This window comes from Mycolicibacterium fallax, from assembly GCF_010726955.1.
GTDB lineage: Bacteria > Actinomycetota > Actinomycetes > Mycobacteriales > Mycobacteriaceae > Mycobacterium > Mycobacterium fallax.
Genome location: NZ_AP022603.1, coordinates 76,656 through 96,580 on the forward strand (window position 1 = coordinate 76,656; position 19,925 = coordinate 96,580).

The window sequence follows — 19,925 nt, forward strand, 5'->3', positions numbered from 1 at the left end:
GGTCACAGCGCGATGTAGACCGACTTGGTGTTGAAGTAGGCCTCCAGCCCCTTGCGGCCGCGCTCGCCGCCCCAGCCGGACTGCTTCTGGCCGCAGATCGGCATCGCCGGATCGGCGGCCAGCGCGGAGTTGACCCAGATCTGGCCACCGCGCAGCTCATTGGCCACCCGGTGGGCGCGGCCGAGGTTCTCCGTCCAGATCGCACCGGCCAGGCCGTACTCGGTGTCGTTGGCGGCCGCGATGGCCTCTTCCTCGGTGTCGAACGGGATGACCGAGCCGACCGGGCCGAAGATCTCCTCGCGGATCAGCCGCATATCCGGGGTGGTGTTGGTGATGATGGTCGCCTCGTAGAAGTACCCGTTGCGATCCATCCGCTTGCCGCCGGTGATCACCTCGGCGCCGGCGGCCACGCCGTCGGAGACGATGCCCTCGACCCGGCGGCGCTGCTTCTCGCTGATCAGCGGTCCGAGCACGGAATTGGGATCCTCGTTGCCGCCCATCGGCAGCATCTTGGCGAAGTTCGCCAGGCCCTCGACCACCTGGTCGTAGATGCCGCGCTGGACGTAGATGCGCGAGGTGCACGAACAGTTCTGCCCGGAGCCGGCCAGCAGGCCCATGCCCGCCATCATGATCGCCTTGTCCAAGTTGGCGTCGTCGAACATGATCAGCGGGGACTTGCCGCCGAGTTCCAGGGTCAGCCGCTTGAGGTTGCCCGCCGCCGCCTTGACGATCAGCCGGCCGACCTCGGTGGAGCCGGTGAAGGAAATCTTGTCGACGTCGGGGTGCGCGGTCAGGGCCGCGCCGGTGGTCTCGCCGTACCCGGTGACCACGTTGAGCACGCCGTCGGGCAGGCCGGCCTCGCGGAAGATCTCCTCCAGCTTGAGCGCGGTCAGCGGGGTCTCCTCGGCGGGCTTGAGCACCGCGCTGCAGCCGGCGGCCAGCGCCGGGGCGACCTTGAGCATCGCCACGAAGAACGGTCCGTTCCACGGGATGATCAGGCCGACCACGCCGACCGGCTCCAGCTGGGTGAAGGCGTGATAGGTCTCGAAGTTGCCCAGCAGACCGTCGGAGACCATGTTGTAGGAGTCGCCGTGGGTCTTGCCGACCCAGCCGGCGTAGTAGGTCAGCATTTCCTGGGAGACCTTGATGATCTGGCTGGCGCCCATGGCGGTCATGCCGTTGTCCCGGGACTCCAGCTCGGCAAGTTCCTCGGTGCGCTGCTTGATGATCTCGGCGGCCCGGAACAGCACCTCGGCGCGGCGGGCGGCGGGCAGCCTGCGCCAGACGCCCGACTCGAAGGTCTCCCGGGCGCGCGCGACGGCCGCGTCGACGGCGGCCCGGTCGGAGTCGGGTACCTCGGCGATCTGTTCCTCGGTCGAGGGGTTGAACACCGGGATGATGCCCCCGGCCTCAATCACGGGTTCGGTATCGATGGCGTTGCTCAATCTTCTGTTCCTTTCGGCTGGCCGCTCCGGAGGTTACGCGCATAACCAAGTGGAGTCCAGGGCCGGCCGGGAACCGGATGAGATCGGTGGGCGCCGACGGCGTCAGTTCAATTCTCGGACTGGTAGAACTACGTTCTCCAGCTAGCTGGCGGCGGCGAATCCCCGGGCGCAGAAGTTCCAGACCTCCTCGGAGGTGATGGGCTTGATGCCCTCTTCCTCCTCGGTCGGGGCGCTGGACTGGGCGGTGAACATGACGGTCTGCATGGTCATCGCCGCCATCCGGCGGGGATTGACCCCGCCGCGCAGCCGGCCGGCCGCCTCGGCTTCCTCCATCAGCTCGGTGAACAGCATCAACAGCGGGGCGTGCGCCACCCGGACCTCGGTCGGATGCGAGATCAGCAGCTGCGGCGCGAAGTCGGTGAACAGTGGCCGCTTGGCGGACGGATCCGGCCGGGACAGCTCGAAAAGCAGCTCGATGGCGACCTTGAGGCGGTCCAGCGGATCCTCCTGGCCGCCGGTGGCCGCGCGAATCTGGTTGGCCGCCCGACTCAGGGCGTCCTCGAACAGCGCGAGCAGCAGCTCGTGCTTACCGTCGAACTGCAGGTAGAAGCTGCGCAGCGACTGCCGGGACCGGTCCACGACCTCCTGCACGGTGAAGTCGGTGCTGCCCTTTTCGGTGATGATCGCCTGGGCCGCGTCGAGGAAACGCTGCACCCGCTGGGCGGCGCGCAGCTTGGCCGTCTTGATCGACCGTTCGACGGCGCGCTGCTTCCAGGCGGGTTCTTCGCTGGGGCTGCTCACCGGAGGGCCCGATCGCCGCGAACTGAGTGGGACATAGCAGAACTGTAACGGACAATATGTCGAGTTCGGGCACGCTACGGCGGTTTGTGACGCAGATTTCGAGATTATTCCTACCGCATTGTGAGAATGCTATTCTCCCGGGGTAAATCTGCAGGCGATTCGATGAGGTGACCGGATGCTCTTGGAGCTCGATTCCGACCAGCGGTTCTGGCGCGACACACTGCGCGACGCGTTGGCCAAGGAATGCCCAGCGACGCTGGTGCGTTCGGTGGCCGAGGACGGCGCCGACACCGGTGCGCTGTGGCAGACCTACCTGGATATGGGCTGGACCGAACTGACCGACCCGGCCGAGGCCGTCGAGCTGGGTCTGCTGGTCGAGGGACTGGGCGCGGCCACCGACCCCACCCCGTTCCTGGCGACGATGACCCAGTTCAACCCGCTGGTCGGCGCGCTGGCCGACCCGAAGCGCAGCGGCGCCGCCGTTTACGACGGGGTGACCGCCGCCCGCACCGCCACCGGCTGGGTGCTCGACGGCACCTGCCGGCACGTCCTGGACGGTGACCGGGCCGACCGGCTGGCCGTGGTGACCCCCGCCGGGGTGTTCGTGGTGACCCCCGAGCAGGTGCGCGCCCGCCGGGTGCAGGTCTTCGATCCGGTGCTGCACGTCGCCGAGGTGACGTTGCCCGGCGTCGAGGTGGACGACGCCGCGCGGGTGTCCGGCGCCGACGTCGAGCGGGCCCGGCAGGTCGCCCAGACCGGGATGGCGCTGACCATGGTCGGGGCCTGCCAGCGGGTGCTGGACCTGGTGCTCGAGCACGTCGGCAGCCGTAAGCAGTTCGACGTGTTGATCGGCTCCTTCCAGGCCGTGCAGCACAAGGCCGCCGACATGCACGTGGCGATCGAACGGGCCCGCGCGCTGGCCTATTTCGCCGCGCTGACCCTGGCCGAGGGGGACCCGCGCAGCCGGATGGCGGCGATGATGGCCAAGGCCGGCGCCGGCGAATGCCAGTCGCTGGTCTTCAAGCACGGCGTGCAGCTGTTCGGCGCGATGGGCTTCACCTGGGAGAACGACGTGCAGTTCCCGCTCAAGCGGGCCAAGGCCGGCGAGTTGATGCTGGGCGGTGCGGCCGAGCACCGGGCCCGCATCACCGAGGAGTCCCTGGCCGCCGCCCGGCTGGGGGTCTGATCCGTGCAACTGACATTTGACGCCGAGGTTGAGGCGTTCCGCGACGAGTTCGTCGCCTTCCTCGACGAGCACCTGCCCGACGCGGCGGTGGCCGTGCAGCGGTCCGGGTCGACCGCCGACGTGCCGCCGTGGGCCCGGGACTGGCAGCGGGTGATGTTCGATGCCGGCTGGCTGGTGCCCGGGTACCCACCGGAGTTCGGCGGCCGCAACGCCACCATCTTGCAGCAGTACGTCTGGAATCAGGAGCTGTGCAAGCGGCGGATCTACCAGAGCTACAACCCGCAGGGCGTCGGCATCATCGCCGCCTCGCTGCTGACCTTCGGCACCGACGAGCAGAAGCAGCGCTGGGCGGTGCCGATCCTGCGCGCGGAACTGACCGCGGCGCTGGGCATGAGTGAGCCCAACGCCGGATCGGACCTGGCCGGGCTGCGCACCTCGGCCACCCTGACCGCCGAGGGCGACGCGTTCATCGTCAACGGCCAGAAGGTGTGGACCTCCGGCGCGCACGACGCCGACGTCATCCTCACCTTCGTGCGGACCGACCCGGACGCCCCCAAGCACAAGGGCATCAGCGTGCTGGTGATTCCCACCGACACCGAGGGCGTGGTGCGCCGGCCGTTCCCGTCCTGGTGCGACCGCGACGACGTCGACTTCAACGAGGTGTTCTTCACCGACGTGCGAGTCCCGGCGGAGAACCTGGTCGGCCCGCTGGGCGGCGGCTGGGGGGTGGCCAACGGCTCACTGGGACACGAGCGCACCCTGCTGTGGATGCTGTTCGCCGACCGGCTCGATCAGCTGATCGCCGACTACCAGCCGGCCACCGCGCTGGAGCGCGACCAGTACGCCACCCTGCTGATGGATGCCGCCGCGCTGCGGCTGATGGGGTCGGCGGCGATCGCCCGGGAGGCCCGCGGTGAACAGGACACCCAGAGCCTGTCGGTGCTGAAACTGCTTGGCTCCGAGGCGGTTCAGGTCCACTCCGAGCACGCCCTGGACGCCGCGGGCATCGACGGCCTTCGGCATCCGAACGTCTCGGCGAGCTACGCGCCGTTCGGGGAGGACGACGCGTCGACGAGCCTGTTCGAACGGCTGCAGCGGACCTTCGGCGGCACCATCGCCGGGGGCACCTCGGAGATCCAGCGCACCATCATCGCACAGCGGATTCTCGGCCTGCCGCGCTGATCGGGTTCGCCGCGGGCGGGTCAAAGCCGCACCGCCCGCGGCGAACACCGGGTCTTTTCAGGCGCGCCTAGAGTTCGACGAGCCGCGGCGCCGAACCGCGGGCGCGCAGTCCGCCGCCGGCCCGCCGGGTCAGCTCGCGGGAGCTGCCCAGCAGCCCGTCGAGCACCAGCGCCCGCTTGACGTGCACGTGCAGATCGTGCTCGTCGGTGAAGCCGATCCCGCCGAGCACCTGCTGGCAGTGCCGGGCCGCCGTCAGCGCCGCCTTGCCCGCGGCCGCCTTGGCCAGCAGCGCGGTCAGGTCGGGACTTTCGACGGCCGGTACACCGAGGGTGGCCTCGGCGCCCTCGATGGCCACCAGGGCCTCGGCGAGCTTGTGCCGCACCGCCTGAAACGATGCGATCGGCTTGCCGAACTGCACCCGGTCCAGCGCGTGCCGCTGCGCCAACTCGAGCATGGCGCGCGCCGTGCCGACCAGCCACCAGCCCACCGCGCGGCGCGCCTCGCCCAGGCGCATCGTCTCGCCGTCGGGCACCTCGCGCAGCGGCAGCCCGCCGAGCGTCGGATTGTCATCGCGCGCGGTGCGGGTCCAGATCACCCAGCGGCCGCCGGCGTAGGGCAGCGGGGGAGTGCCGCCGGGCAGCCCACCGATGGTCTCCAGCACCACGTCGTTGAGGATCGAGGCGTGCGCGCCGGTCTCCCCGAGCAGCCGGAAGACCAGCGGTATCGCCATATCCGGTGCGTCGGAGAGCATTTCGGCCCAGCCCAGCTCGGCCAGTGCCTCATCGAGTTCGGCCCCCGACGTCGTAGACATGGTCTTGCGCAGGGTGTCTTCCAGCATTGCCAGCGATGCGGCGTCCAGTTCGGCGGACATGGTCATTCCTTCCCGAGGTCGAGCAGCCGACGGGCGATGATGTTGCGCTGCACCTCGGCGGTGCCGCCGTAGATGGTCGCCGCGCGGGAGTACAGGTACTCGGTCCGCCAGGGGTCGTCCTCGAGTTCGACGACACCGGGCAGCAGATCGCGCGCGGTGTCGTAGAGCAGTTGTTCGGCGCCGGCCAGCAGCACCTTGTCGATCGAGGTGTCCGGGCCGAGCCGATGGCCCGCGGCCAGCCGGTGCTGGGTGGCCCGGGACCGGCAGCGCAGCGTGTGCAGCGCCAGATACACCGCGCCCAGGTCCTGATCGACGGCCGCACCCTGGCGCTTGGCGGCGGCGACCAGCGCGTCGAACCGGGCATACAGGTAGGCGATGCGCTGCCAGAAGCAGGTGGAGCGCTCATAGGGCAGCAGGTCCATCGCCAACTGCCAGCCGTCGCCGGGCTTGCCGAGCATCCGGGAGCCGTCGACGACGACGTCGTCGAAGTACACCTCGCAGAACTCGTCGACGCCGTGCATGGTGTGCAGCGGCCGGACCGAGATCCCGGGGGTGTCCACATCGACGAAGAACGCCGTGATGGCCTGGTGGTTCGGGGTGCCGGGATCCCCGGTGCGGGTCAGCAGGATGGCGCGATGCGAGTACTGCGCGAAGCTGGTCCACACCTTCTGCCCGTTGATCACCCACTGGTCACCGCGCGGGGTGGCCCGGGTGCTCAGCGACGCCAGGTCGCTGCCGGAGCCGGGCTCGGAAAAGCCCTGGCACCACTGCTCTTCGCCGCTGAGCAGCTTGGGCACCATCTCGGCGGCCAATTCGGGGCTGGCGTAGTCGATCATCGTCGGTGCCAGCACCTCGAGCATCGAATACGGCCCGGGCTCGGCCAGCCGCCGGCCGACCACCTCCTCCCCGACGATGGCGCGCAGCATGTCCGGACCGCCGAGCCCGCCGGCGTGCTCGGGCCAGCCGTAGCGGCTCCAGTCGGCGTCGTAGAGGGCGCGCTGCACTCGGGCGAACTGCCGCATCTGCGCCGCCAGGCTGTGATCGTCGGGCGGGGTCAGATCGTTGGCGTCGAGCCAGCCGCGCAGCCGGGTGCGAAACTCGGCGGGGTCGTGCAGTTCGTTCATCCGGCTTCGGGCCTGCCGATCGCGTGCGGCCGGCCGTGGTCATGATCGCCGCTGCGCCGAATGAACGTCATGGCACGGGTTTTCAGCCGCCAGCCGTCCGCGGTGCGCAGGTAGGTGTCGCGGTAGTAACCGATCCGCATGTCGTGCTTGGAGTGCTCGATGAAGCACAGCGGCTGGGTGCCCGAGGCGCTGTCGGCGCCCTCGTCGAGGTCGACCAGCGCGGTGCCGGTCATGAACAGCCCCTTGGGAGCGGCGTCGACGAGCACCGGGAACCGGTTGAGCGTGTAGGTCTCGCCGAACGCGCTGTATGTGCCGTCCGGGGTGAACACGCTGATCAGGCCGTCGGTGTCGCCCTGGGTGATGGTGACCGCGTACTTGGCCAGCAGTTGCTGGATCTCGACCAGGTCTTCGATGCGGGTGGGTTTGTCAGTCGGCGTTGTCATTGCGGAAAACCTTACCGCCTTTCATTACAAAATTAACATTGCGTGTAATGCTGATATCTTCCAGCGGATTGCCCGGCACGGCAATGATGTCGGCCAGCTGACCCGGCGCCAGGCGGCCCAGATCCGGGGCGTTGATCAGGTCGGCAGCGACCACGGTGGCCGCCCGCAGCACCGCCTCGGCCGGCATGCCCCACTCGACCAGGGTGACCAGTTCGTCGGCGTTGCGGCCGTGCGGGATGGCCGGCGCGTCGGTGCCGACGGCGATCTTGACGCCGGCCTCATAGGCCGCCTTGATCGAGGTGCGGGCCATCGGGAACATCCGGGCGGCCTTGTCCTGCAGCACCTTCGGTGCTTTGGAGACATCCATCGCCTCGGCCAGCCGGCGGGTGGAGACCAGGAACCGGTCGTGCTCGACCATCATCGCGATGGCCTCGTCGTCCATCAGGAAGCCGTGCTCGATGCAGTCGATGCCGCACTCGATGGCGTGCTTGACCGCCTCAGCGCCGTGGGTGTGCGCCGCCACCCGCAGCCCGCGCCGGTGCGCCTCGTCGACGATGACGCGCAGTTCCTCGTCCGAATAGTGTTGGGCGCCGGGCTCACCGGTCAGTGACATCACCCCGCCCGAGCAGCACACCTTGATCAGCTGGGCGCCGTGCTTGATCTGGTAGCGGACCGCCTTGCGGATCTCGTCGACCCCGTTGGCGATGCCCTCCTCGATGGTCAGCTCCAGCACGCCGGGCATGAACGCGGCGAACATGGTGGGGTCCAGGTGACCGCCGGTGGGGGTGATGGCGTGACCGGCCGGGATGATCCGCGGGCCCTCGATCCAGCCGGCGTCGATGGCCTTGGCCAGCGCCACGTCGAGCAGGTAGCCGCCGGTCTTGACGAACAACCCCAGGTTGCGCACGGTGGTGAAGCCGGCCCGCAGGGTGCGCCGGGCGTTGCCGACCGCGCGCAGCATCCGGGTCGGCGGATCGTCCTGCACCTGGGACAGCCCGGGGTTCTCCCCGCGGCCGCCCATCAGCAGGTTGACCTCCATGTCCATCAGGCCGGGCAGCAGGATCGCCTCGCCGAGGTCGATGACCGGGGCGTCCGGATCCACCTCGGCGACGATCCGGTCGTCCTCGACGGCGACGATGCCGGGGCGAATGATCGCCCCGGCATCGACGTCGAGCAGTCCGGCCGCCTTGAGGGTCAGTCGGGTTGGGCCGCTGGCTCGCTTGGCGTCGGACACCGTTAAACCACCGGCTCCCGGGTGATCTCAACCCAGGCCGCGCCGCTGTCGAGCACGCGCGGCTGCTTCCACACCTCTACCGGGAAACTGACCATCACCACAGACTGCATCAGGTGCATCAGATTCTTGGCGTCTTCGGGCATGTCGTGCAGCGGGAACCGGGCGTCCAGGTAGACCATGACGTCCTCGAGGCGGGCGGTGCCCGCGTCGTAGAGCTCCTGCATCTGCGCCATGGTGGAGTCCAGCCGCTTGGCGTAGCGCTCCGGCTCGGTGGCCAGGCACCAGTCGGTGAACCGCTCCAGGTCGGCGAACTCGGTGGGCAGCATCGTGGTCTCAGACATGAGTGGTGTCCTTTTCACACTGGGTGGGCGCGGCGACGCCATTTTCGGCCAGCTCCGCCTTGTAGTTGTCGACGTACTTGTGCGCGGTGTGGTGCAGGTGGCGCAGCAGCACCTCCTGATCGCAGAGCAGGAAGTCGGTGACCGCCCGGGTGCCGATCTGGGTCTGGGTGGCCTCCAGGGTGTTGGCGTCCTGCAGGGCGTACTCCTTGAACGTCACCGCGGCCAGTTCCTGGGACAGTCGCTGCCGGGTGTTCTTCGGCGGCACGAAGTACAGGTTGGCCTCGAAGATGTGGCTGTCCACCCCGGTCGGCCAGTAGTTGTAGGTCAGGTACCAGCCCGGAACCCACAGCAGCAGGGTGAAGTTCGGGAAGAACTCGAAGCTGTCCTGGCCCCAGGTGGGCTGGCGAGCCGGGTTGACCGCCGGCGGCAGCTCGTCGGGCAGGATGCCCTCGATGTCGGGTCGGTCCCACGGACCGAACAGGCCGCTGTGCAGGATCCGCTCGATCGGCTTGACCATGCTCAGGTCCTTGGGCGGGGACATCCCGCCCCAAGACGAGATCATCGAGTGATCGCCCTTGATGTCGTAGTGCAGCGCCTCGAAGCCGACCTTGGCCAGCTTGGCGGCCTCCTCCGGGGTCGCCTGCTTCATGTGCAGGATCGGTGCGTGGTAGAACTCGACGAACGCGTCGATGAACAGCTTCCAGTTCGCCTTGATCTCGGCCTTGTAGCTGTAGACCTCGGTCATCTCGTGGAACGGGTAGCCTTCCAGGCCCTTGCCGAACTCGCCCATGGACTCGATCAGCGGCTTGGCGTCGTCGTCGAAGTTGACGAAGATGAAGCCCTCCCAGACCTCGCAGCGGACCGACACCAGCGGGTATTCGGTCTTGTCGACGTCGAAGAACTCGTCCTCCTGCTGGATGAAGGTCAGGTCACCGTTGAGCGCGTAGCGCCAGGCGTGGTACTTGCAGGTGAACTGGCGGCAGCTGCCCGAGACCTCCTCGCCGGGGTAGTCGTTCCAGACCAGCTTGTTGCCGCGGTGCCGGCACAGGTTGTAGAACGCCCGGATGACACCGTCCTTGTCCTTGTTGACGATGATCGAGGTGCCCTTGCCGACCGACGGCATCTCGCGGGTGAAGTAGCTGCCGGCCTTGGGCAGCCGCTCCACCCGGCCGACGTGCAGCCAGGTGCGACGGAAGATGGCCTGCTGCTCCAGTTTCCAGTGCTCCGGGTCAATGGAGTCGGTGTAGTCGACCGGTCCTGTGCCCAGCTCGGGCCAGTTCTCGGTCCAGCTACCCGCGGCCGGTTTCGGGAAATGCGCCATGGGGTTACCTGTCCTCTCGGTGTTCGGGTGTTGGCTGTTGGGGTGTTGACTGTTGGGGATCTGCGGGGGAGTCGAGTTGCACGCCAAAGGTGTTGAAGGCCGTCGCCAGGGTGCGGTAGGTGCCCGTGGTGAAGATCAGGTCCATCCGCTGCCGGTCGTCGAGGTGCTCACCCAGGGCGGTCCAGGTGCTCTCGGACAGCCGGGCGGTGTCCTCCAGCTCGTCGACCGCGTCGACGATGAGCTGGTCGACCGGATCGGGGGCCGAGCCGGCTTGGATGCCGGCGATGTCGGCATCGGTGAGGCCGACCATCTTGCCCATGGTGACGTGGTGGTGCCATTCGTAGGGCGCCCGGCAGTGCTGGGCGACGCGCAGGATGGCCACCTCGCGCAGCCGCGCGGGCAGCGGGGAGTTGAACAGCAGGTGCACGTTGAGCGCCAGGAAGGCCTTGGTCAGATCCGGGTGGTGGACCATGGTCGCCAGGCCGTTGCCGGCGGCCTCGGGGTTGCGGCGGGCCCGCGGCAGCATTCCGCGCAGGGCGCTGTCCACCTCCTCGCCCCACTGCGCGGCGGGCAGCGGGGGCAGCAGGATCGCCGGGGCCGGCGACGACGTCGTTTCCACGACTTCTCCTCTCAACTATGAGAATCATATTCTCATAGACGGATAACAGATTTTCATGAATGCGCCGTTTGGTCAACGCGCGGCGGGTTTCCGGCGGTGTCGGGTGTCGTCCGGGCGCGCCGGCGCCGGGCCGCCGAACCCGGGCTGACGTGCATGATCACGCCTGGCTGGGGTTTGATTCTCGCTGTATGAGAAGCTAGTTTCCTACTTCAGAGAACCGAAGGCGTAGCCGCCGCGGTCCCGACAGCAGGGAGAAACATTCAGTGTCCGGTGGAATGAACTTCGAGCTCACCGAGGATCAGCAGCTCATCCGCACGTCGGTGGCCGAACTGTGCACCCGCTTCGACGACCACTACTGGATGGAGCGCGACCTCAACCACGAGTTCCCGCGGGAGTTCTACGACGCCATCTCCAGCGGTGGCTGGCTGGGCATGACCATCCCGGAGGAGTACGGCGGTCACGGCCTGGGCATCACCGAGGCCACCCTGCTGCTGGAGGAGGTGGCCCGCTCCGGCGCGGCGATGAACGGCGCCAGCGCGATCCACCTCAACATCTTCGGCATGCAGCCGGTGGTCAAACACGGCTCCGAGGCGCTCAAGGCCGACACCCTGCCGCGGATCGTCAACGGCGACCTGCACGTCTGCTTCGGCGTCACCGAACCCGGTGCGGGGCTGGACACCTCGCGGATCACCACCTTCGCCAAGCGCGAGGGCGACCACTACCGGGTCAACGGCCGAAAGGTGTGGATCAGCAAGGCCGGGGAGAGCGAGAAGATCCTGCTGCTGACCCGCACCACACCGCGCGAGGACTGCGCCAAGAAGACCGACGGCATGACGCTGTTCCTCACCGATCTGGACCCCGAGCACGTCGACATCCGGCCGATCAAGAAGATGGGCCGAAATGCGGTGGCCTCCAACGAGGTCTTCATCGACGACCTGATGGTGCCCGTCGAGCACCGGGTCGGCGAGGAGGGCCAGGGCTTCCGCTACATCCTCGACGGGCTGAACCCCGAGCGGATGCTGATCGCCGCCGAGGCGCTCGGCATCGGCCGGGTCGCGCTGGAAAAGGCCGTCAAATACGGCAACGAACGGCACGTCTTCAACCGGCCGATCGGGATGAACCAGGGGCTGCAGTTCCCGCTGGCCGACTCGCTGGCCCGGCTGGACGCCGCGGAACTCGTGCTGCGCAAGGCGACCTGGCTCTACGACAACGGCAAACCCTGTGGGCGGGAAGCCAATACCGCCAAGTACCTGTGCGCCGACGCCGGCTTCGGCGCCGCCGACCGGGCCCTGCAGCTGCACGGCGGGATGGGTTACTCCGAGGAGTACCACGTGTCCCGGTACTTCCGGGAATCCCGGCTGATGAAGATCGCCCCGGTCAGCCAGGAGATGATCCTGAACTTCCTCGGCGAGCACGTGCTCGGCATGCCGCGCAGCTACTGACGGCCGGCACCGGGAGAATGTGAGCGTGACCAAACCGCACGGGCCGCTGGCCGGCATCACCGTGATCGCCCTGGAACAGGCCGTGTCGGCACCGATGTGCAGCCGGGTGCTGGCCGACTTCGGCGCCCGGGTGATCAAGGTGGAGAACCCCAACGGCGGCGACTTCGCCCGCGACTACGACACCGTCGTCAACGGGCTGGCCGCGCACTTCGTCTGGGCCAACCGCGGCAAGGAGTCCATCACCCTTGACCTGAAATCTGCTGCCGGACTGGACATCCTGCACCGGCTGCTGGAACGCGCCGACGCGCTGGTGTCCAACCTGGCCCCCGGGGCCACCGCCCGGATGGGGCTGGCGCCGGAGGCCCTGCGGGCCCGGTACCCGGAGCTGATCGCCGTCGAGATCGACGGCTACGGGCCCGGCGGCCCGATCTCGCACAAGCGCGCCTACGACCTGCTGGTGCAGGCCGAATCCGGGGCGTGCGCGGTCACCGGCGGCCCCGGCGCACCGGCCAAACCCGGCCCGCCGGTCGCCGACATCTCCACCGGCCTGTACTCGGCACTGTCCATCATGGCGCTGCTGCTGGGCCGCGCCCGCGGCGCGCTGCCGGCCGGCGAGCCGATGCCCTCGGTCGCGGTCAGCCTGTTCGACACCATGACCGACATCATGGGCTACCCGCTGACCTACACCCAGCACAGCGGCATCGACCAGGTGCCGCTCGGAATGAGTTCCCCGGCGGTGTCGCCCTACGGTGCGTTCGCCACCCGGGACGGGCAGACCGTCGTGCTCGGCACCACCAACGACCGGGAATGGCAGCGGCTGGCCCGCGACATCATCGAGCGCCCCGACCTGGCCGATGACCCCCGGTTCGCCACCAACTCCGACCGCTGCGCGGCCCGCGCCGAACTCGACGCGGCGATCGGAAGCTGGTGCGCCGGGCGCGATCTGGCCGAGATTCAGGCGATCGCCGATGCCGCCGGGATCGGCAACTCCCGCTACAACCTGCCCAGCGAGGTCGTTGAGCACCCGCAGCTGCGTGCCCGGGACCGCTGGCGCAGCGTCGAGACCCCCAACGGGCCGATCCCGGCGCTGCTGCCGCCGCCGGTGATCGCCGGGCACACCGCGGCGATGGGGCCGGTGCCGGCGCTGGGCGAACACACCGATGCCATCCTGGCCGACCTGGGCCTGGACGCCGCCGCCATTGCCGAGCTGCGCGCCGCCGGCGCCATCGGCCCGAACCCCAAGGACGTGACCCCGTGACCGAAGCCGTGATTGCCGCCGCGGTGCGGACCCCGATCGGCAAGCGCAACGGATCGCTGGCGACGGCGCACGCCGCCGACCTGTCGGCGCTGGTGCTCAACGAGCTGATGGCCCGCACCGGACTGGACCCGGCCGTCGTCGACGATGTGGTGTGGGGCTGCGTCGGCCAGGTCGGCGACCAGTCCAGCAACATCGCCCGGTATTCGGTGCTGGCGGCCGGCTGGCCCGAGTCCATTCCCGGCGTGACGGTCAACCGGGCCTGTGGATCGAGCCAGCAGGCGCTGGACTTCGCCGCCGCGGCGGTGCTGTCCGGGCTGCAGGACGTGGTGGTGGCCGGCGGTGTCGAGGTGATGAGCCGGGTACCGCTGGGCGCCACCCGCTCCACCGGCATGCCGTTCGGCCCCAAGGCGCTGGCCCGTTACGACGGCTTCCAGTTCAACCAGGGCCTCGGCGCGGAATTGATCTGCCGGCGCTGGGGATTCGACCGCAGGGCCGTCGACGAGTACGCCGTGCGCTCCCATGAGCTGGCCGCCGCCGCAGCGGACCGCGGCGCCTTCACCGAGCAGATCGTCGCGGTCGACGGATTGGCCGCCGACGAGGGCATCCGCCGCGGCAGCACCGTCGAGAAGCTGTCCGGGCTCAAACCGGCGTTCTCCGACGACGGCGTCATCCATGCCGGCAACTCCTCGCAGATCTCCGACGGGGCGGCCGCGCTGCTGGTGACCACCGCGGCAAAGGCCGCCGAACTCGGGCTGACCCCGCTGGCCCGCTACGTCGCGGGCGCGGTCACCGGCGATGACCCGGTGCTGATGCTGACCGGACCCATCCCGGCCACCGAGAAGGTGCTGGCGCGGGCCGGACTCGGCGTCGGCGACATCGGCGTCTTCGAGGTGAACGAGGCGTTCGCCCCGGTGCCGATGGCCTGGCTGGCCGAGACCGGCGCCGACCCGGACCGGCTCAACCCGCTCGGCGGCGCGATCGCGCTGGGGCACCCGCTCGGGGCCTCCGGCGCGGTGCTGATGACCCGGATGCTGCACCACATGCGCGACAACGGCATCCGTTACGGGCTGCAGACCATGTGCGAGGGTGGCGGCACCGCCAACGCCACCGTCGTCGAACTCATCTGAACCAGCGTCCGAGGAGACCCCATGCGCCGCACCCTGTTCACCGAGGACCACGAGGCCTTCCGCGGGCTGGCCCGCGACTTCATCGAGAAGGAGGTCGTGCCGGCCTACCCGCAGTGGGAGAAGGCCGGCCGGATGCCCCGCGCGGCGTTCGGCAAGCTCGGCGAGACCGGAATCCTGGGGATGGCCATCCCGGAGGCGTACGGCGGCGGCGGGCAGGACGACTACCGCTACAACGTGGTGCTGCAGGAGGAGGCGGCGCGTGCCCTGGTCACGCTGTCGACGGTGCGCACCCAGCTGGAGGTGATCCTGCCGTACTTCCTGCACTACGCGAACGAAGAGCAGCGCGGGCGCTGGTTCCCCGGCCTGGCCGACGGCAGCCTGCTGACCGCCATTGCGATGACCGAACCGGGCACCGGCTCGGATCTGGCCGGCATGCGCACCACCGCGGTCCGCGACGGCGAGGACTTCATCCTCAACGGTGCCAAGACCTTCATCACCGGCGGCATGCAGGCCGACCTGGTGATCGTGGTGGCCCGCACCGCCACCGATCCGGACAACCGCCGCCGCGGGCTGACCCTGCTGGTCGTCGAGGACGGGATGGCCGGGTTCGAGCGCGGCCGCGAGCTCGACAAGATGGGCTGCAAGGTCCAGGACACCGCCGAGCTGTCCTTCACCGACGTGCGGGTGCCGGCGGCCAACGTGCTCGGTGAGGTCGACGAGGCGTTCGGCTACCTGGGCCACAACCTGGCGCAGGAGCGGCTGACCGTCGCGGTCGGGTCGGTGGCGCAGGCCCGCTCGGCGATCGCCGCGGCCATCGAATACACCAAGAGCCGCACCGCGTTCGGCACCCCGGTGGCCTCGTTCCAGAACACCAAGTTCGAGCTGGCCGCGTGCTCGACCGAGGTCGAGGCCGGCCAGGCGATGCTGGACGCGGCGGTCGCCGAACACGTCGAGGGCCGGCTGTCGGGCGCCGACGCCGCGCGGACCAAGCTGTTCTGCACCGAGATGCAGGCCCGGGTGGTCGATCGTTGCCTGCAGCTGTTCGGCGGCTACGGCTACATGATGGAGTACCCGATCGCCCGGCTCTACACCGATGCCCGGGTGACCCGGATCTACGCCGGCACCAGCGAGGTGATGAAGGTGATGATCGCCAAGGACCTGGGCCTGTAGCGGTTCTGCGCGCCGGCGAAAGTGACGCTTGCCACAACGCGCCGAGTAACCTACTGTACGTTCATTAAGTAGGTTTCCGCCGGACCGAAGGACGCCCAACCCCGTGTCATCTGCCAGGCCCTATGCCACCCTGCTCGCCAAGGGTGAGGACCGCAAACAGCGGATCTTGGCGGTCGCGCAGCGGCTGGTGACCCGCAACGGCTGGCGCAACACCACGCTGGCGCAGATCGCCCGGGAGGCCGGGGTGAGCGCGGCCGGGCTGCTGCACCACTTCGAGTCCAAGGAACAGCTGCTGCACGCCGTCGTCGATGCCCGCGACGCCGATGACGACGCGCACTCCGACCGCGCCGGGGATCTGCTCGAGCAGATCGCCCGGGTCGGCGAGCGGGTGGACCGGGCCCCCGAGCTGGTCGGCACCTACTCGGTGCTGCTGGTGGAGAACCTGATGCCGGAGGCCCCGCTGCACGATCGGTTGCTGATCCGTCAGCGCGCGGCCGTCCAGATCGTCACCGACCTGATCGCCCGCGGCCAGGCCGACGGGCGGTACCGCACCGACTTCGATCCGGCCCTGAAGGCCGTGCAAATTGTGTCCCTCGTCAACGGAATGGAAATTTCATGGCTGCTCGATCCTTCAATCCCGCTGCAGGAAGCGCTGCGGGAGTACGCGAGAACGCTGGCGAGGGAGTTCGCACCGGACGCATCGTGAGGTACCGCCTCGACGTGGTGGCGCCCAACGTGGACGACGCGGTGCGCGCGGCCGGCGGCTGGATGTTCGATCGGGTGATGGCCGGCTGGGACGTCCGGGTGATGGTGGCCGAGGGCGGCGACTTCCGTCCGCTGCGGATCATCGGCGCCGAAATCGCCGACCTGGAAACCGAACTCGTGCGGGGCCCGGCCGGCACCCACCCCAACGCGCTGGCGGTGGCCGCCGAACTGTACGGCCGGGACGGGCGCATTCGCGAGGGTGTGCGCCAGGCCCTGGAACACGGCGGCACCGAGGTCACGCTGTGGGGCGACTTCTGGCCCAGCGAGCTCGATCGCAGCGTCGGGTCGGTGCAGCACCGGCTGACCGTCGCCGCCCGGGCGTTCAAGGCCCAGGCGCTGACCGCCGCGGGAATCGCCGACGAGCCGGGCTGGGCGGAAACCTTCCGCAGTGCGGCGCTGTGCTGCCCGATCGTCGCCGACCTGGTGCCCGCCTAGGGCGCCGGCGGGGCTACTCCTCGACGATGGAGATGGCCTGGCGCGGGCACTGCCGCACGGCCTCGCGGATCAGCTGCTCGCGCTCCGGGGTCACCTCGTCGTCGAGCACGTTCAGATTGTCCTGGTCATCGAGGTCGAACACCTCGGGAATGATGCCCATGCAGACCGCGTTGGCCTCGCACAGGTCGTAGTCGACGACCACCTTCTTCGTCATCACAGCACCTTCACCGGGACGTGGTGGTAGCCGGCCACATTCTGCATGTGCACCCGCTGGAGGCCGTCCCACTGGACCTCGTAGCGCGGCATGAAGTCGAGCAGCCGGTCCATCGCGATGATGGTCTCCAGCCGGGCCAGCGCGGCGCCCAGGCAGCTGTGGATGCCGTAGCCAAAGCCCATGTTCTGTGCCTCGGTGCGGTCGCGCTCGATGTCGAACACCCCGGCGTCGCTGAACGCGCGGGGATCGCGGTTGGCGGCGGCCTTCATCAGGAACACCGGCTTGCCGGCCGGGATGGTGACGCCGTGCAGCGTCGCCTCGCGCAGGGTGAACCGCACGTTGTAATGCACCGGGCCGTCGAAGCGCAGCATTTCTTCGACCGCGCCGGGCAGCAGGCTGCGGTCGTTGCGCAGCTTCTCCCACTGCTCGGGGTGGCGGGCGAAGGTCACCACCGCCGAACCCACCAGCTTGGTGACGGTCTCGGCGCCCGCGCCGCCGAGCAGCGAGGTGAAGCCGGCGATCTCGATGTCGTCGAGGGTGCGGGTGCCGCCGGCGTCGTCGGGCACCTCCGCGGCGATCAGCCGGCTGATCATGTCGTCCTGCGGGTTGGCCCGGCGATCCTGGGCCAGCTTGTAGTAGTACATGCCGGATTCGATGGAGGCGGCCATGCCCGCCTCGGTCAGCCCCATCTGGCCCGGCTCCCGCGACAGCGAGGTGTCGATCCACTCCCGCACCTTCTGCCGGTACTCCTCGGGTACCCCGGCCATCCGGGTGATGACCTCGACCGGGAAGGGGCCGGAGAAGTCGGCGACCACGTCGAAGTGCTCCGGGTCGACCTTCGACAGGTACTGGTCGACGAGGTGCTCGATGGTCTCGCGCTGGGACTGCACGGCCCGCGGGGTGAAGGCCTTGTTGACCAGGCTGCGCAGGTAGCGATGATCCGGCGGGTCCATGAAGATGATGGACTTCTGCACGCCCTCCTCGGACCGGATCATCGACAGGTCGCAGCCGCGGGAGGAGGAGTACGTCTCGTGGTCCTTGAGGGCGGCGGCGACGTCGGCGTGCCGGGTCAGCGCGTAGAAGTCGTGTTCGGCGCTGTAGTAGACCGGCGCCTCGTCCTGCATCCGCAGGTAGATGTCGTACGGATCGTTGTAGTACTCATCGGAGAAGGGGTCGAAAACCACCGACGGCTTGGTCATGAGGGCTCCTCCGCAGTTGGCTGACGGGCGGGAAGTTACGGAACAAGGCTGATGTGTAACGCTAGCAGCTTTGTGGTGCGCAGGGCAGGGGTTTGGCCGGAATTTTGACGCGCGTCAGCGGCCCAGGCCCGCGTCGACCAGCGGGTCGAGCCGGCCGAGATCGGTGCCCAATTCCGCGGCGGTGGCGCGCACCACGGCGACGTCCTTGCCGATGAACTCGGCGACGGCGGCGATGAAGGTTGCCGCCGACCCGGCCCGGGCGATATTGCCCATCGCCGCGCTGGCCCCGCTGCCGTGCGGCAGCGCGGCCAGCAGCGCCGGCTCGGTCAGCCCGAGCCGCGCGCCGAGCGTCACGGCCTCGGCCACCAGGCCGACCTGCGCGGCGAACAGCGCATTGTTGACCAGCTTGGTCTTCTGCCCGGCGCCGGTCGGGCCGGCGTGCACGATCGGATCGGCGTAGCACGCCAGCGCCGGGCGGGCCCGGTCCAGCGCGTCCCGGTCGCCGCCGACGAACACCGTCACGCTGCCCGCGGCGATGTCGTGCGGGCCGCCGCTGACCGGCGCGTCGAGCACCGCCACCGCGTTGCCGGCCGCCCGTTCGGCGACCGCCGCGGCCGTTGCCGGGCTGCCGGTGGTGTGCAGCACCAGCACCGAGCCCGCCGGCATCAGCGCCGGCAGCTCCCGCCCCGGTCCGGGCTCCAGGCACAGCGCCCCGACCTGCTCGTCGGTGAAGACGCAGACCACCACGACCTCGGCGCCGGCCGCCGCATCGGCGACCTCGGCGACCGGGGTGGCGCCGAGCTCGGCCAGGGCGGCCCGGTTTTCCTCGGTGCGGCCCAGCGCGCGGACCTGATGGCCGGCCGCGGCCAGCCGCGCCACCATTGGGGCGCCCATCCGGCCCGCGCCGATGAAACCGATCCTCAACGCGGATGCCCCATCGCCGCCAGCGCCGCGTCGGCGGCGTCGAACACCTTGCCCTGGACGGCGCCCGCGGTGTCGGCCAGGCTGGCCGCCAGCCGGACGTCCTTCTGCAGCAGTCCGCCGGCGATCGGCGCGAGGTTGTCCAGGGTGCCGCCGAACATCGCGATGCTGCCCAGCGCCTTGCTGTTTGCCGAGCCGCGGGTGACCACCTCGCACATCTTGTCCCGCGGCACCCCCAGGGTTTCGCCGAGTTCCAGCAGGCTGATCGCGCTGCCGAGGTTCGCGCTGAACAGCAGGTTGTTCAGGATCTTGGTGACCTGGCCGGCGCCGAGCGGGCCCAGGTGCACGATCGGGTTGGCGTAGCTCTCGAAGATCGGCCGCACCCGCGCCACGTCGGCGTCCTCGCCGCCGACCATCACCAGCAGGGATTTGGCCTCCACCGCCGGAGCCCCGCCGGAGACCGGCGCGTCGACGATCGAAATACCCTGCGGGGCGGCCTTTTCGGCAAGTTCCCGGCAGGTGTCGGGGTGGATGGTGCTGTGCACCACGATGGTGCCGCCGGGCGCCATCCCGGCCAGCAGGCCGGTCTCGCCGTAGACCAGTTCGCGCACGTCGTCGTCGCCGACCACGCACAGGCACACCACGTCGCTGGCCGCCGCCAGCGCGGCGGGCGTCTCGGCGTAGCGGGCGGGGGTGTCGGCGTAGGGCTCCAGCGAGGAGGCTCGGCGGGCCCACAGCGTGGTCGGGATGCCCGCCTCGGCGATGGCGCGGGCCATCGGGCCGCCCTGGCTGCCCAGTCCGATGAATCCGACTCGTGTCACGTGGCC

The 19,925-nt window shown here is 69.4% G+C and carries 21 protein-coding genes; 8 read left to right on the forward strand and 13 right to left on the reverse strand.

All coding sequences use genetic code 11. The features are described from left to right. Window positions 1-2: 2 nt before the first annotated feature. Both G6N10_RS00375 and G6N10_RS00380 read right to left on the reverse strand, forming a co-directional pair. On the reverse strand, window positions 3-1,445 hold the full coding sequence (locus tag G6N10_RS00375; protein ID WP_085093403.1) for an aldehyde dehydrogenase family protein: 1,443 nt from the start codon (window positions 1,443-1,445) through the stop codon (window positions 3-5). Between the two features lie 141 nt (window positions 1,446-1,586). Further along, the gene (locus G6N10_RS00380) at window positions 1,587-2,246 is read right to left on the reverse strand and encodes a TetR/AcrR family transcriptional regulator (RefSeq protein WP_085093405.1); all 660 of its coding nucleotides are present in this window, start codon (window positions 2,244-2,246) and stop codon (window positions 1,587-1,589) included. 175 nt (window positions 2,247-2,421) lie between these two features. On the opposite strand from G6N10_RS00380, the gene G6N10_RS00385 reads away from it, so the two are divergent. Beyond that, window positions 2,422-3,432: an acyl-CoA dehydrogenase family protein gene (locus G6N10_RS00385; protein ID WP_085093407.1), complete on the forward strand. Its 1,011-nt coding sequence runs from the start codon at window positions 2,422-2,424 to the stop codon at window positions 3,430-3,432. A gap of 3 nt (window positions 3,433-3,435) precedes the next feature. Continuing rightward, complete coding sequence (locus G6N10_RS00390; RefSeq protein WP_085093409.1) at window positions 3,436-4,614, forward strand: acyl-CoA dehydrogenase family protein; 1,179 nt, start codon at window positions 3,436-3,438, stop codon at window positions 4,612-4,614. A 67-nt stretch (window positions 4,615-4,681) separates the two neighbouring features. Here the strand turns inward: G6N10_RS00390 and G6N10_RS00395 are convergent, their stop codons facing one another. The 7 genes from G6N10_RS00395 to G6N10_RS00425 are packed head-to-tail and all read right to left on the reverse strand — an operon-like array spanning window position 4,682 to window position 10,537. Beyond that, complete coding sequence (locus tag G6N10_RS00395; RefSeq protein WP_407663957.1) at window positions 4,682-5,485, reverse strand: acyl-CoA dehydrogenase family protein; 804 nt, start codon at window positions 5,483-5,485, stop codon at window positions 4,682-4,684. Window positions 5,486-5,487: 2 nt separating this feature from the next. After that, entirely contained in the window at window positions 5,488-6,609 is a 1,122-nt protein-coding gene (locus G6N10_RS00400) for an acyl-CoA dehydrogenase family protein (protein ID WP_085093413.1), read from the reverse strand. Further along, complete coding sequence (locus tag G6N10_RS00405) at window positions 6,606-7,052, reverse strand: nuclear transport factor 2 family protein (RefSeq protein WP_085093415.1); 447 nt, start codon at window positions 7,050-7,052, stop codon at window positions 6,606-6,608. The genes G6N10_RS00400 and G6N10_RS00405 overlap by 4 nt, the downstream gene beginning before the upstream one ends. Beyond that, on the reverse strand, window positions 7,036-8,286 hold the full coding sequence (locus G6N10_RS00410) for a metal-dependent hydrolase family protein (protein WP_085093417.1): 1,251 nt from the start codon (window positions 8,284-8,286) through the stop codon (window positions 7,036-7,038). The genes G6N10_RS00405 and G6N10_RS00410 overlap by 17 nt, the downstream gene beginning before the upstream one ends. A gap of 2 nt (window positions 8,287-8,288) precedes the next feature. Beyond that, window positions 8,289-8,627, reverse strand: a complete 339-nt coding sequence (locus tag G6N10_RS00415; RefSeq protein WP_085093419.1) for a hypothetical protein — start codon at window positions 8,625-8,627, stop codon at window positions 8,289-8,291. Continuing rightward, window positions 8,620-9,948 carry an aromatic ring-hydroxylating oxygenase subunit alpha gene (locus G6N10_RS00420; protein ID WP_085093421.1) on the reverse strand — a complete coding sequence of 443 codons (1,329 nt, stop codon included), beginning with the start codon at window positions 9,946-9,948 and terminating at the stop codon, window positions 8,620-8,622. Before G6N10_RS00420 ends, G6N10_RS00415 begins: the two co-directional genes overlap by 8 nt. Window positions 9,949-9,952: 4 nt before the next feature. Beyond that, complete coding sequence (locus G6N10_RS00425) at window positions 9,953-10,537, reverse strand: carboxymuconolactone decarboxylase family protein (protein ID WP_085093849.1); 585 nt, start codon at window positions 10,535-10,537, stop codon at window positions 9,953-9,955. 305 nt (window positions 10,538-10,842) lie between these two features. Here G6N10_RS00425 and G6N10_RS00430 point away from each other — a divergent pair, with 305 nt between their 5' ends. From G6N10_RS00430 to G6N10_RS00455, 6 genes are all read left to right on the forward strand, one after another. Next, the gene (locus tag G6N10_RS00430) at window positions 10,843-12,009 is read left to right on the forward strand and encodes an acyl-CoA dehydrogenase family protein (RefSeq protein WP_085093423.1); all 1,167 of its coding nucleotides are present in this window, start codon (window positions 10,843-10,845) and stop codon (window positions 12,007-12,009) included. Between the two features lie 25 nt (window positions 12,010-12,034). Beyond that, window positions 12,035-13,267: a CaiB/BaiF CoA transferase family protein gene (locus G6N10_RS00435; protein ID WP_085093425.1), complete on the forward strand. Its 1,233-nt coding sequence runs from the start codon at window positions 12,035-12,037 to the stop codon at window positions 13,265-13,267. Next, window positions 13,264-14,394 carry a thiolase family protein gene (locus tag G6N10_RS00440; protein ID WP_085093427.1) on the forward strand — a complete coding sequence of 377 codons (1,131 nt, stop codon included), beginning with the start codon at window positions 13,264-13,266 and terminating at the stop codon, window positions 14,392-14,394. The genes G6N10_RS00435 and G6N10_RS00440 overlap by 4 nt, the downstream gene beginning before the upstream one ends. 21 nt (window positions 14,395-14,415) lie before the next feature. Continuing rightward, a complete protein-coding gene (locus G6N10_RS00445) occupies window positions 14,416-15,564 on the forward strand; it encodes an acyl-CoA dehydrogenase family protein (RefSeq protein WP_085093429.1) in 1,149 nt (382 codons plus the stop codon). Between the two features lie 103 nt (window positions 15,565-15,667). After that, a complete protein-coding gene (locus tag G6N10_RS00450; RefSeq protein WP_085093431.1) occupies window positions 15,668-16,270 on the forward strand; it encodes a TetR/AcrR family transcriptional regulator in 603 nt (200 codons plus the stop codon). Next, entirely contained in the window at window positions 16,267-16,764 is a 498-nt protein-coding gene (locus G6N10_RS00455; RefSeq protein WP_085093433.1) for a hypothetical protein, read from the forward strand. The genes G6N10_RS00450 and G6N10_RS00455 overlap by 4 nt, the downstream gene beginning before the upstream one ends. Before the next feature lie 13 nt (window positions 16,765-16,777). Here the strand turns inward: G6N10_RS00455 and G6N10_RS00460 are convergent, their stop codons facing one another. The 4 genes from G6N10_RS00460 to G6N10_RS00475 all read right to left on the reverse strand — a co-directional run bounded on the left by G6N10_RS00460 (window position 16,778) and on the right by G6N10_RS00475 (window position 19,919). Then, window positions 16,778-16,978 (reverse strand): ferredoxin, encoded by a 201-nt coding sequence (locus G6N10_RS00460; RefSeq protein WP_085093435.1) that lies wholly within the window; start codon window positions 16,976-16,978, stop codon window positions 16,778-16,780. After that, window positions 16,978-18,177 carry a cytochrome P450 gene (locus G6N10_RS00465; protein WP_085093437.1) on the reverse strand — a complete coding sequence of 400 codons (1,200 nt, stop codon included), beginning with the start codon at window positions 18,175-18,177 and terminating at the stop codon, window positions 16,978-16,980. Before G6N10_RS00465 ends, G6N10_RS00460 begins: the two co-directional genes overlap by 1 nt. 114 nt (window positions 18,178-18,291) lie before the next feature. Further along, the gene (locus tag G6N10_RS00470; RefSeq protein ID WP_085093439.1) at window positions 18,292-19,101 is read right to left on the reverse strand and encodes an NAD(P)-dependent oxidoreductase; all 810 of its coding nucleotides are present in this window, start codon (window positions 19,099-19,101) and stop codon (window positions 18,292-18,294) included. Continuing rightward, entirely contained in the window at window positions 19,098-19,919 is an 822-nt protein-coding gene (locus tag G6N10_RS00475) for an NAD(P)-dependent oxidoreductase (RefSeq protein ID WP_085093441.1), read from the reverse strand. The genes G6N10_RS00470 and G6N10_RS00475 overlap by 4 nt, the downstream gene beginning before the upstream one ends. Window positions 19,920-19,925 lie beyond the last annotated feature (6 nt).

Bases quoted from the DNA above. Each gene is read 5' to 3' on its own strand.
- G6N10_RS00385 (WP_085093407.1), top strand. From the start codon at position 2,422: ATGCTCTTGGAGCTCGATTCCGACCAGCGGTTCTGGCGCGACACACTG.
- G6N10_RS00395 (WP_407663957.1), bottom strand. From the start codon at position 5,485: ATGTCCGCCGAACTGGACGCCGCATCGCTGGCAATGCTGGAAGACACC.
- G6N10_RS00400 (WP_085093413.1), bottom strand. From the start codon at position 6,609: ATGAACGAACTGCACGACCCCGCCGAGTTTCGCACCCGGCTGCGCGGC.
- G6N10_RS00405 (WP_085093415.1), bottom strand. From the start codon at position 7,052: ATGACAACGCCGACTGACAAACCCACCCGCATCGAAGACCTGGTCGAG.
- G6N10_RS00415 (WP_085093419.1), bottom strand. From the start codon at position 8,627: ATGTCTGAGACCACGATGCTGCCCACCGAGTTCGCCGACCTGGAGCGG.
- G6N10_RS00420 (WP_085093421.1), bottom strand. From the start codon at position 9,948: ATGGCGCATTTCCCGAAACCGGCCGCGGGTAGCTGGACCGAGAACTGG.
- G6N10_RS00430 (WP_085093423.1), top strand. From the start codon at position 10,843: ATGAACTTCGAGCTCACCGAGGATCAGCAGCTCATCCGCACGTCGGTG.
- G6N10_RS00445 (WP_085093429.1), top strand. From the start codon at position 14,416: ATGCGCCGCACCCTGTTCACCGAGGACCACGAGGCCTTCCGCGGGCTG.
- G6N10_RS00460 (WP_085093435.1), bottom strand. From the start codon at position 16,978: ATGACGAAGAAGGTGGTCGTCGACTACGACCTGTGCGAGGCCAACGCG.
- G6N10_RS00465 (WP_085093437.1), bottom strand. From the start codon at position 18,177: ATGACCAAGCCGTCGGTGGTTTTCGACCCCTTCTCCGATGAGTACTAC.